Source organism: Candidatus Hydrogenedentota bacterium (genome assembly GCA_019637335.1).
Lineage (GTDB): Bacteria > Hydrogenedentota > Hydrogenedentia > Hydrogenedentales > JAEUWI01 > JAEUWI01.
In genome coordinates, this window is the sequence record JAHBVV010000001.1 from 961,818 (window position 1) to 973,177 (window position 11,360).

Annotated in this window: 13 protein-coding genes; 5 read left to right on the plus strand and 8 right to left on the minus strand. The window is 61.0% G+C overall.

The genetic code is table 11. From position 1 onward, the window contains the following. Window positions 1-988 precede the first annotated feature (988 nt). From KF886_03560 to KF886_03580, 5 genes are all read left to right on the plus strand, one after another. Window positions 989-1,432 (plus strand): hypothetical protein, encoded by a 444-nt coding sequence (locus KF886_03560; GenBank protein ID MBX3176414.1) that lies wholly within the window; start codon window positions 989-991, stop codon window positions 1,430-1,432. Between the two features lie 170 nt (window positions 1,433-1,602). Continuing rightward, on the plus strand, window positions 1,603-2,577 hold the full coding sequence (locus KF886_03565) for a DUF1559 domain-containing protein (protein MBX3176415.1): 975 nt from the start codon (window positions 1,603-1,605) through the stop codon (window positions 2,575-2,577). A gap of 46 nt (window positions 2,578-2,623) precedes the next feature. Then, window positions 2,624-3,094, plus strand: coding sequence for a DsrE family protein (locus tag KF886_03570; protein ID MBX3176416.1), 471 nt, complete (start codon window positions 2,624-2,626; stop codon window positions 3,092-3,094). Window positions 3,095-3,171: 77 nt separating this feature from the next. Then, on the plus strand, window positions 3,172-3,927 hold the full coding sequence (locus KF886_03575) for an acetolactate decarboxylase (GenBank protein ID MBX3176417.1): 756 nt from the start codon (window positions 3,172-3,174) through the stop codon (window positions 3,925-3,927). Window positions 3,928-4,032: 105 nt separating this feature from the next. After that, window positions 4,033-4,785, plus strand: coding sequence for a class I SAM-dependent methyltransferase (locus tag KF886_03580; GenBank protein MBX3176418.1), 753 nt, complete (start codon window positions 4,033-4,035; stop codon window positions 4,783-4,785). A 60-nt stretch (window positions 4,786-4,845) separates the two neighbouring features. Here the strand turns inward: KF886_03580 and KF886_03585 are convergent, their stop codons facing one another. The 8 genes from KF886_03585 to KF886_03620 form a co-directional block, all read right to left on the minus strand. Further along, the gene (locus KF886_03585) at window positions 4,846-6,471 is read right to left on the minus strand and encodes a sulfatase (protein ID MBX3176419.1); all 1,626 of its coding nucleotides are present in this window, start codon (window positions 6,469-6,471) and stop codon (window positions 4,846-4,848) included. A gap of 129 nt (window positions 6,472-6,600) precedes the next feature. Continuing rightward, on the minus strand, window positions 6,601-7,350 hold the full coding sequence (locus tag KF886_03590) for a class I SAM-dependent methyltransferase (protein MBX3176420.1): 750 nt from the start codon (window positions 7,348-7,350) through the stop codon (window positions 6,601-6,603). A 604-nt stretch (window positions 7,351-7,954) separates the two neighbouring features. Next, window positions 7,955-8,374: a hypothetical protein gene (locus KF886_03595; protein ID MBX3176421.1), complete on the minus strand. Its 420-nt coding sequence runs from the start codon at window positions 8,372-8,374 to the stop codon at window positions 7,955-7,957. 24 nt (window positions 8,375-8,398) lie between these two features. Continuing rightward, window positions 8,399-8,692 (minus strand): HigA family addiction module antidote protein, encoded by a 294-nt coding sequence (locus KF886_03600; GenBank protein MBX3176422.1) that lies wholly within the window; start codon window positions 8,690-8,692, stop codon window positions 8,399-8,401. A gap of 19 nt (window positions 8,693-8,711) precedes the next feature. Next, a complete protein-coding gene (locus KF886_03605) occupies window positions 8,712-8,891 on the minus strand; it encodes a type II toxin-antitoxin system RelE/ParE family toxin (GenBank protein ID MBX3176423.1) in 180 nt (59 codons plus the stop codon). Between the two features lie 127 nt (window positions 8,892-9,018). Then, window positions 9,019-9,351 (minus strand): hypothetical protein, encoded by a 333-nt coding sequence (locus KF886_03610; GenBank protein MBX3176424.1) that lies wholly within the window; start codon window positions 9,349-9,351, stop codon window positions 9,019-9,021. A 206-nt stretch (window positions 9,352-9,557) separates the two neighbouring features. Beyond that, window positions 9,558-10,193, minus strand: a complete 636-nt coding sequence (locus KF886_03615; GenBank protein ID MBX3176425.1) for an SMI1/KNR4 family protein — start codon at window positions 10,191-10,193, stop codon at window positions 9,558-9,560. 2 nt (window positions 10,194-10,195) lie between these two features. Further along, window positions 10,196-11,360: hypothetical protein (locus KF886_03620; GenBank protein ID MBX3176426.1), on the minus strand; the 1,165-nt coding region annotated here is incomplete at its 5' end.

Genomic DNA, 11,360 nt, shown 5'->3' on the forward strand with positions numbered 1-11,360 from the left:
GCCTGATCCGACTCTCCCCAAGTCGCGCCCCGCCGCCGAGACCGATCCACCACGGCCTCCGGAGTGTCGAACTGCAACAGCTTTTCAATCCGCATGGGAGTGCCGACCTTCTTGCGCCTGGGGAAAGCATGCTATTTATCTTTTCTGGTGTCACGCTGCTCTAATATTGATGAACGAATAGAGCGGTGGCCCCGTCCACCCGCCTGGAGCGCGGGAGACCGCTGGAAGAGCCATGAAGAGACGAACGGGTGCGGTTTTGACATTGCCGATGCCTTACCGACGCTTTGGGGCGGGCTTTACGCCCTGGTAACACATTAGCGGGCTGAAGTGCGGAACGGTATGTGTTTTTTCGTGATTCTTCAGGCGTCTGATGTAGTCACCCTCGTCGCACCCGACGTTGGCGGCTCTCCGTGATCGAAAACCGTCATCCCCGCTTTCGGGGCTGTCGATTTACTTAACGCACCTTACACTATGGAAGCAATGAGCAGATCCGTCATCCCCGCGAACGCGGGGATCCAGCGACGCGAACGCACAAACCTCCGAACTCCACTGGATTCCCGCTTTCGCGGGAATGACGCCATAGGGCGTTTGTACAAAATTGCAGGAAATGCGCTCACCGCACACGTTAAATCGACATCCCCGAACGCGGGGATCCAGCAACGCGATCGCACAAACCTCCGAATTCCACTGGATTCCCGCTTTCGCGGGAATGACGAATACATCCAGTGTAAGTAAGGCTTCTTGTATCGGCGAATGCCCTTCTTTAGAGGACTGAAGAATTACGTTTTTTTCTGATGGCGCCGGTGTGCATGGAGCGCCAGTGGCGCAATCTGCCGGCGGGCCGTCCACCACGGCGCATCTTCGACCGGCGCTCCAGAGCTGTATTGCGCCAGGCGCGGCGCCGCCAAGCGTTGCAATTCTGACGGGGGGTGTGCGACTATCCGGATGCGGGCGGTTGCAATTCGCGGCCCCCGATCAGGTTACCATCATGCTTACGCACCGCGCGCACACAACGGGCGTTCGTCGCCGCCTCGCTCAGCCGCTCCGGCTTGCGGCGTGGCTGCTGGTGGTCTTCTATTTCGTGGCGTCGGGCCGGGCCTTCCTGCCCGGGGTCTGCGCGACCCAGCGCGCGCTGGACGCGCAAAACGCCCGTGATTCGGGCGCGCCGAGCATGTACGCCCCCCGCGCATGCTGCTATCTCCCCCTTCCGGAAGGGAGTGAATCCGAGGCCCCGCTCGCGCCGGAGAATTCCGGATGCGCCCTCTGCAAGCTGGTCAGCAGCGCGGCCCCGTTGGTGGTCGCGGTCCACGCGCCGGCGCCGCAAGCGCATGCTTTCTCGGCCCTCCCGCCACAAAACGACCAGTGCGCCGCCCTCTTCCTCGATCGCACGCTGCAATCCCGCGCCCCGCCCCGTTTCATGCGCCTCTCCTGACCCCATTCCATCTTTCTGCGTCAGGCGTGTGTCGGAACGCTGCTGTCGCGCGCCCGCTCCCGTCATTTCAGGGATGATCGGCCGTGTCGGTCGCGTTCCGCGGACACCCTTGCCCCGGCCATTCCAGGCCCCGCGCCGCGCGCCATCTCCGTCTTAGAAGGGCCCAATCCATGTCCAGACGAGGCTTTACCCTTATCGAACTGCTCGTCGTTATCGCCATTATCGGCATTCTCGCGGCGATTCTCCTGCCCGCGCTGGCCCGGGCGCGGGAAGCGGCCCGCCGCGCGAGTTGTCAGAACAACCTCAAGCAATTCGGCATCATCTTCAAGATGTATTCGAGCGAGTCGCCCGGCGAACGCTATCCGAAGAAGCTCTACAACACCGGCATGGGGGCGCCCGCCCTTTCCTGGCACGGGCCGGATCTCATCCCCGACTACATGAATGACTACCGGATCAGCATTTGTCCGAGTGACGCGGGGGTCTCTTCGGCGGCCATCGAAGATCAACTCGCCGCTATTCTCAACGGGACATTGACGGCCGAGCCCTCCTATCGCGGCGGCGACCTCAACAACGACGGGTTTCGCGACGGGACGGATCAGGCCCTGTGGCTGTCCGCCCCGCGCTCGTATGTCTATCTTCCCTGGGCCGCGACGAGCCAGCCGGAGATGGCGGGCATCATCGAAAACCTCAAGGCCTGGTTCGGCCCGGGCCGGCCCGGCGCGGGGCCGCCGCCCCTGGCCTTCCCCGATTCAGACAGCGACCTCGCCGTGAGCGGAACAATCCAAACCTACAACGGCGAAGCCATCGCGGCCACCGGCAACGGCGGGGGCAATCTGCTCTACCGGCTGCGCGAGGGGATTGAGCGCTTCCTGATTACCGACATCAACAATCCGGGCGCCAGTGCGCGGGCGCAGAGTTCCGTGGCGATCATGTACGACTTCGTAGCATCAACGGAGAACACGGGACAGTTTCCGGGCGCCTCGGCGATGGGACAGGGAGTCAAGAAGTTCAACCATCTTCCGGGCGGCTCGAATGTGCTCTACCTGGATGGCCATGTGGCGTTCATTCGTTACCCCGGCGACTTCCCGATCACGCCATGGGTGGCGGGCTATTACGCATCCGTTCCCTTCGGTGGCGGTCTCTAGACCGGCCGCCGGAATAGTAACCTCAGGTCAGTAAAGGAGTTTAATTATGAAGAACCGGTATCTGTTTCCCGTACTTCTCGCGGTCACCGCCGCGGCCCTGGGCGCGGCGCTCGGGGGCAACGTCGCCCGCTCGGCGAACCACGGCGACGGCCAGCATGTCGTGGTCCACCTATCCAAGTTCACGAGCGACCTTCACGCGTCGTTCATGGCCTTCAAACTCGCAGACGCCATGCAGGCGGAGGGCGCCAGGGTCACCGTGCTGCTCGATCTCGAAGGCGTTCGCCTGGTTGACCGGGGGAATCCCCTCAACCTCACGTGGGGCACGAACCATGGGACGCTCGAAGACGTGTACACGAAATTCGTCGGCGGCGGCGGCCGTGTGATTGTATGTCCGCATTGCGCCGATGTGGCCGGCGTCAACCGGGACGCCCTCCGCGATGGCGCGATGATCGGCGTGCCCGACGAACAGACGATCCCGAGACTGCTGCTCGAAGCCGACAAAATTCTGGATTACTGATGTCGTTCCCCGGGGCGGGCGCACAGCACGCCGCGATGCGCCCGCCCCGCTCGTTCGGATTAATCAGGAGTATGACGATGAACAAGTTCCATAGTGGGTTGCTATCGGCGATTGCGTTGAGCCTTGCCAGCGCAAGCATCCAAGTGCTTCCCGAAGCGGTCGCGGAGTCCGCGCGGGAAGAGGCGACGGGTTTCGAGCTTCGCTGGGAGGGGGAAATGAAGCGGGTCCACCGCGATGGCGACGCCTCGCCACGCGTGAAACTCGGGAAGCTCGCGGAGCGCGCCGGCGCCTTCGCCATCGGCCCCCTGGCGGGGCTGCGCGGTGAAATCACCGCGATCGACGGCGTCGTGCATGTTGCGCGCGTCGAGAACGAGAAGCCCGCGGTGTCGAACGACTGGGAATGGAGGGCGCCCTTCCTGGTGTATGGGCATGTGGGCGCGTGGAAAGAGGTCCCTCTACCCGCCGCCGTGCAGACGCCCAATGACCTCGAAGCGTATCTGCCGGACACCGCGCGGGCGGCCGGGATCGATCCTTCCGCGCCGTTCCCCTTCAAGTTGCAAGTCCCCGGGGGCCAACTCGACTACCACATCATGAACAATACCGAGGCGGGCGACCAGATCAACCGTCCGCACAAGGAAGTCATGGCGCACTTCCAGATCCGAAATCGCCCGGCAACCCTGATTGGCGTGTACTCCACCGAGCATGCCGGTATATTCACGCACCACGGCGACGCGACCCACATACACGCGGTCAGCGACGATGGCCTCGACTCCGGACACCTGGACGCCGCCACCTTCGGCGAGAACGTGACATTATTTCTTCCGGTCCCGTAATCCCGGCGCCCGCGCACGGATTGCCCGCGGACAACGTCGGCTAGTAAACTCGATTCGCGCCCCTCCTGACTTTCGGCGCATCGCAAGTGCAATCGGAGAAAGCGCATGGATGAATTGCAGCTTCTGGTGGACCTTCATAAGGACGGTGCGCGGCAGGGACCGGGCGGTGACCCGGAGACCCGCCTGGCCCTCGGCCTCTCGATGCTGGACGGCGCCCGCCCGCTGAAGATAGCCGATATCGGTTGCGGAACGGGCGCCGCCACGCTCGTGCTCGCGCGGGAATTGAATGCGCAGATCACCGCCGTGGATTTCCTCCAGGATTTTCTTGATGTGCTGGAAAACCGGGCGAAGGCGGAAGGACTCTCCGGGAAGATATCGACCCTGTGCCGTTCCATGGATGATCTCCCGTTCAGCGATGGGGAGTTCGACGCGATCTGGTCGGAAGGCGCGATTTACAACATCGGCTTTGAAAAAGGCCTGCGGGACTGGCGCCGATACCTGAAAACGGGCGGCATCCTGGCGGTTTCGGAGATCACCTGGACGACCGCCGCCCGCCCGTCGGAACTCCAGGCGTACTGGGAACGCGAATACCCCGAGATCGGCGTGGCGTCCACGAAAATGGCCCAGCTGGAAAAATGCGGCTATGCGCCCCTGGGCTATTTCGTCCTGCCGGAACATTGCTGGCTCGACAACTACTATCGGCCGATGCAACAGCGCTTCGAGAGCTTCCTTGAGCAACACGGCGGCAGCGAGGACGCCCGCGCGATCGTTGAATCGGATGCGCGGGAAATCGCGCTGTACGAGATGTACAAGGCGCACTACAGCTACGGGGTGTATATCGCGAGAAAGTTGGGCTAGCGCATGCCGGCGCGGGCCTGGTGCGCGGAGCGGCGCGTTCCATTTCAAGGAAAAAGACTACTACGGTGTCGAAGCGCTGAAATGCGGGTTGGGCCTGGCGGGAACCGGCGCTTCGGTATCATGGACCCAGGCCCGCATTGCCGCAAGCATTTCCTCCGCCCGAGCGGCCTCCACGAGAGCGAGATCGCGGGATTCGGAAATATCCTCGGCGAGGTTAAACAGTTCATAACGGTCATATTCATAATAGTATATTAGCTTGTAATCTCCCTTTATCATGGTCGTCGAAGGTACTGCCCGCCAGTAATTCGCCTCTCCCCGATAAACCGGCAGCACCTGATCCTGATCGCCGCCGCCCAGATAAAGCGGGAAATGGAAATACATCGCCCGGTCCGAATCAAACCGGTCTTCCTCGCCGCGCAAAAGGGGCATAATGGAATGGCCGTCAACGGGCTGTGATGACGGCGGCGCGACCGAAGCCATTTCGGCAAAGGTGGGCATCAGATCGATGCCGTTAATCGGTATGTCGCTTTTTGAACCCGGCTTGATGACTTTCGGCCAGCGAACGGCGAAAGGCGTGCGTATCCCGCCCTCGTAGAAGGTTCCCTTTCCCGCTCGAAGGGGGGCGTTGGAGGTATTCCGAGACGTGCCGCCGTTGTCCGAAGTGAATATGACCATCGTGTTTTCCACCAGGCCCGCCTTTTCCAGAGCCGCCATTACCCTGCCGGTGCTGATGTCCAGCTGCTCGATCATGGCGGCGTAAATGGCGCGGTCGTACTCCGTTGACAGCCGCCTGAGCTGGTCATATTCATCGGGATTGTATTCTCTGCTTATGGAAAACTCGTGATCCTCCTGATAAACCCCGAGCTTCTTCGCGAAGTAGCGGATGCGTTCCTCTCGGGCGACATTCGGGGAATGGGGTTCCCAGTGCGCCAGATACAGGAAGAATGGTGATTCACGGTTTTCAGCGATGAAATCCACCGCGGAATCGGTCAGGCGCTCGGCCACGGTCGCATCGTCATAAAAACGCTTTTCGCTTCCATCCTTGTTCGTGGTGAAGCCCGGCCTGCCATCCGCGGAACTTACATCAAAGCCCTGGTTATCGTCCCCGATATGCCACTTGCCGAATCGTGCGGAAACATACCCGGCGCGTTTGAGCATTTCCGCCAACGACTCAAAGCCGGGGTCCACGTTGTTAACGCTGACTTCAAAATCACTGAAAAACTCCGGGGGCGCATCGGCGGTGGGCGTCAGCCAGCGCATGTTGGAAATGCTCCCCCCTCTGGAATAGCCTTGCGGAAGATAAAGCCGGTGCCGGGGGCTGTACATCCCCGTCATCATGCTGGCGCGACTGGGAGCGCAATTGGCCGCAGCGGGATAGAAACGGTTGAAGATCATGCCTTCAGCGGCCAGACGATCAAGATTGGGGGTTTCGTAAAAACCCGCGTTGGTAAGCCCCTGGTAGCCAGCATCGGCCCATCCCATATCATCGGCATACAGGATGATAATATTGGGGCGACCGTCCCGGTTCTCACGGGCTGGCGTTGCGGGACTGGAAATCTCCAAACCGCCCGTGTCCATCGCCGTCAACACGGAACCCAACGCCAGGGAACCCAGAAACGCGCGGCGGTTCAGCGTTGTCGCTGACGGCAGCGGCTCGCGCTTTGAGTGCAGCATATGTTCGGACATACGAATTCCTCTCGCCCAACCCAGGTCATTCTAAGAAATGCCGCTACGCGAAGTCGAGGTATTTCCGCCGGCCCGCCAGTCGTAAGGGGTTCAGACGGCACACAACAAAACCCGGGCCACCCACCTGCTTCAGGCCGTCCCGACGAAAACCAGTTGCGGGTACGCGCCGTCGCCGAGGAGGTATGGGTCGTAGGCCCCGTCCAGCGTCGTGGCCTGCATGTGAAAGCCCGCTTCCGCGAAGGCCTGATCCCAGACCGCCCGCGGGAACAGCCCGAGCACGTGGCGGTCCGTGTGGACGGTCAGTTCCCCGCGCCGCCGGATCAGGTAGACCAGGGTGGCCTCGTAGGTCTCGGGGCGGTGCGGGTTGATGTAGTTGTTCTCCAGCAGGGTGACCCGCACGTCGTCCCGGGCGCCGGTGTAGGCGAAGTTGTTGTCCTGGAAGATTTCCCGTGGCTTGCACACGACGAGCAGGACGCCGCCGGGCTTGAGGTGCGCCGCGGCGGTCTCCAGGGCCGCCCGCAGGTCCTCGCGCGTCGTCATGTAGTCGATGCTGTCCGGGATGATGGCGGCATCGAAAACCCGGCCCAGGCGCACGGCGCGCATGTCCCCTTCGACATACGCGATTTCCGGATTCCGCCGCCGCGCGCGGTCGAGCATGCCCGGGCTAATATCGACCCCCGTCACGTCGAAATGCCGCTTGAACGTGGCGTCGTGCGCGCCCGCGCCGCAGCCCAGGTGCAGGAGGGTCCGCGGCGGCCCGGATGCGTGCTGCCGGAGCTGCGCGACGAAGCCCGACGCCTCCTCCGCGCAATCCGCCGGATCCGCAAGCAGGTCCTCGGTCCACGCGAGTTCGTTGTAGGCTTTCCAGGGCGAGGGCATGTGAGAGCTACCTTTGGGCGGGACGAAGCACCCGTACACCTCAGTGAAGGTTACGGCGGTGTGAACGCTCGCACATGTTATTTTTGGGTTCATCCGGTTTGAGCGTACGGGATTATTCGCAGGCGTTTCTCCGTGCCCGAATTCTCCGGAGCCGCCAATGTCTGCTGGTTGGGGCCTCTGTCGGAGTAATAGTATCGACTGGTCTTTCGGCCCGAAGGGCCAACGCAGCTCCCAGCCCTGGGCAACGCCCAGGGAACACGGGGACACCATCTTCCCCGCCCTGAAAGGGCAGCGCAGTGGTGAGCCAGTCCAGCGGTTCTGAAGTTCAACTGCGCTGCCCTTTCAGGGCGTATAAGAAACACACCGCTCAAACCCCGGGCGTTGCCCGGGGCTAAAAACTGCGTTGGCCCTTCGGGCCGAAAGAGTGCGCTGGCATCCAGTTCTGGTGCCGAATATACCGTCTTACAGACAAGGTCCAGGGAATCTTGTATTCGCATATAGCATCGCCACCCGGAAATGAGAACCAAGCAACCTACTCCTATTTGCCGTTCTCGTTGCCGATGTACCTTCCAACCGGGAGAACCGATTTGTCCACGTTCGCTTTTCAGGTGAATGATGCCAACAATGCCAGGACCACGCCAAGTACGACCGATATTGCGGCACACGGAACAGCAACGGCTGTAAATTCGGCATTTCCGATGGCGGCCACGGGGCCGCTGACGGCAAGCGATGCGGCAAGACTGGCGCCAACGTTACCCTTCAGTGTAAGGGGAAGGGCCGCTGATCCCCGTTTGACAACAACTGTGTTTCCACTGGAAGCGGGGAACAGAATTCGGCCGACAAGCGCCCCCATGCACCATCCGATTGCAGCACCGCCAACGACGCCAGCAAGAAGCGCCAGGGCCGTATTTGCGGTCAACCACGCCGAGATTGCTCCGCTGATTCCACCCGCGAGGAGCGCTGATGTGATTGCCGCGCCGGCGAGTGCGATGACCGTGTCTCCACGTTTCAATTCCTCTTGCATCACATACTCCTGTCTGGAGAGAAATCAGCCCGTGCCCGCCGGCGCGATCGGTGTCACGTGCCCCGAGGGACGCCTTGAGGAAAGTTCATAGGCATTCTGCAAATTCAGCCAGAACTCGGGTGATGTCTGGAATGCTTCCGAAAGAAGCCACGCCGTTTCGGGCGATATGCCGCGCTTTCCCGCAACGATCTCGTTTATGCGCTGAACCGGTACCCCGAGATGCGCGGCAACGGCCCGCTGGGTGAGCCCCATCGGCGCGATATACTCCTCCAGCAGGATGGCGCCGGGGTGTGTCGCGGTTCTGTGAGATGGAATCATGGCTCTAACTCCTCGGGTGCTACCCGTGATAGTCGACAATACGGACTTCGTACGCGTTCGAGGTTTCCCAACGGAACACGATTCGCCACTGTGCGTTGACTCGAATGCTGTGGCAACCGCGAAGGTCGCCGCGCAACGCCTCCAATCGATTGCCGGGAGGCGAACGGAGGTCGTCCAAAGCGGCTGCTGCATTGAGCATATCGAGTTTTCGCAGCGCCGACTACCGGGTCTCAGCAGGCATACGCCGCACTCGGCTGGATGGCGTTCCATGAAACAGATCCGCCGTCGCCGCGTCTCCAAATGACGCAATCACGCCTGCGAGTGTACTACGTTTCCGGGATGAAGGCAAACGCATACGGGTTCCCCAGGTTGGCTTCATCGCCCCAGAGGCCGATGGTGTCGCGGGAGATGAAGCGGCCGAGGTCCGGGTCCATGTAGCGGGTGCGGTAGTAGTATAGGCCGGTGGCGGCGTCGTAGCGGCGGCCGTTGAAGAGGTAGGCGTTCTGGAAGGCCGAGGCGGCGAGGGGGTTGTTGGCCGCGTCGTAGACGGCGGGCATGCCGTAGTCGGCGTATTCGTAGCGCTCGCGGAGCGCGCCCGAGGCGTCGGCCAGGCCGACGACGTTGAAGAGGTCGTCGTAGAGGTAGTAGTGGTCCTCCATCCCCGCCGCGCCGGGGTCCAGCGTGCGCCCTACGACCCTACCGTTGGCGTCGTAGTGGTAGCGCAGGGCCGTAGAGGCCGTCAGCGTGACATCGTCGCGCGGGCCTACATCGTCGATGCGGAAATCCGCCTCCGAACCCGACGCCCTCCGCCGGGGATGGACGTGTCTTTAAATCAGACTTTCAAAGGGCGGTATGTGTATTACATTCATTCGATTTCGAATTGGATCTGACAGCCATCAGGTATTTCGTGTATCTGGTTGGCCAAACTTGCTCGACTTCGCATGCCTTCTAGGGCATCCATTGCAACAAGATTTCTGATGGCGAATTCACCGCCACAAACAAAAGGTAGACGCGGCACCAATCGAGTGCCGAGATCAAGCGGGCCGTTATTGATCTGCCATTCGTGCCCTAATGAATAGCCGGTGTACAGGTTGCAGTCCTCTAGAATCATTTCTGCCCATGCTTCGATGGAAGGAGCAAGTTGCTCCATTTCTCCGGTTTCCGGGTCGAATCGGCACACGTGATCTTCGTACGTGCAGAACTGCTCCCCAAATATATTCTCTCCGAAGCAATAGAAATCGGGAAGGCCAAGAGAATAGTGCTGTTTCCACAAACGCCGATCATTCCACGCCAATATGTTCATCGAGTAATCGGTATCAATTGGAAACAAGTGAAGTGATGACTCGAACGCGAAAAAACCATTTCGTAGGCAGAGCAAACCGATGAGCTGATCCCCCAGACTCCACTGTGATATCTGATCCAGAGCCTCGTACTCAGGCTGCTGGTTTTCGCCTAGACTTGTGGAAGCGTACTTTGTAATTAGTCGATCGATGTGTCGCATGCCTAACCTCCATTACCACGAATTATTTCTATGACAACTTTTGTTCCATCTTCAACATTTCGAAGTTGCCCGCCTATACTGGCCCCAGAACCTCGGTTGTCACCCATTGGAATAGACCTTACGCTCTTACTTCCTTCAGCGAACATGGCCGGTGGAACCTCGTCTCTATCCAAACCGGGTCTTGTTGGGGTTCCCTTGAGTGCCTCTCGCCGCCGGGCCGCAGCACCAGCTCGATCTATCGTCAACGGTTGGCCAACGACGCCAGCATCTTCCAGGTGCAGGGCTGACGCCGGGTACTTATTTCCGTCGACCGTCACTCTCGTCGGATAAGCGTTCGAATCTCCGAGTTGTTTGGCTTTTGACGTCGAGCGTACGCCACCTGCCACATTATCAACCACCTCCACCTTATCACCGGCTGCAACAACTCTTCCAAGCGCCTCCGCGCCTTCTCCGGCGCTGCTGACCGACATCGTGGTCGTTCTCGCGCCGCGCACCCCGGCGACGGCGTTCTTGGCGCTCTTGATAACCTTGAAGATCTTGGTCGGCGATACGATCAGTATCGCTTGCGTCGTGGTATAGGCCGCATTGTTCCCGTTCTCGACAAGATCGATATCCCCACTTCGATCTACTATCAGGAGTTCGCTCTGCAGCGCCGCCGCAACCGGCCCCGGGTTCGGACTCAGCCGCCGAATGGGGTCCGCGACTAGAACTTTGTGCGCCTCGGCGATGGCCTCAAACGTCTCTCCGATCGTTGGCTGCTGAATTCCTTTCCCTTCGGCATCGAACCCAAGAAAGCCGCTCATCTCCCCAAACGGATCCAGCCGCGACCACGGGTTATTCCCCACATAGGAATAGGGGTTCCCCAGGTTGGCGGCGTCGCCCCAGAGGCCAATCGTGTCGCGGGAGATGAAGCGGCCGAGGTCGGGGTCCATGTAGCGGGTGCGGTAGTAGTAGAGGCCGGTGGCGGCGTCGTAGCGGCGGCCGTTGAAGAGGTAGGCGTTCTGGAAGGCCGAGGCGGCGAGGGGGTTGTTGGCGGCGTCGTAGACGGCGGGCATGCCGTAGTCGGCGTATTCGTAGCGCTCGCGGAGCACGCCCGAGGCGTCGGCCAGGCCGACGACGTTGAAGAGGTCGTCGTGGAGGTAGTAGTGGTCCTCCATCCCCGCCGCG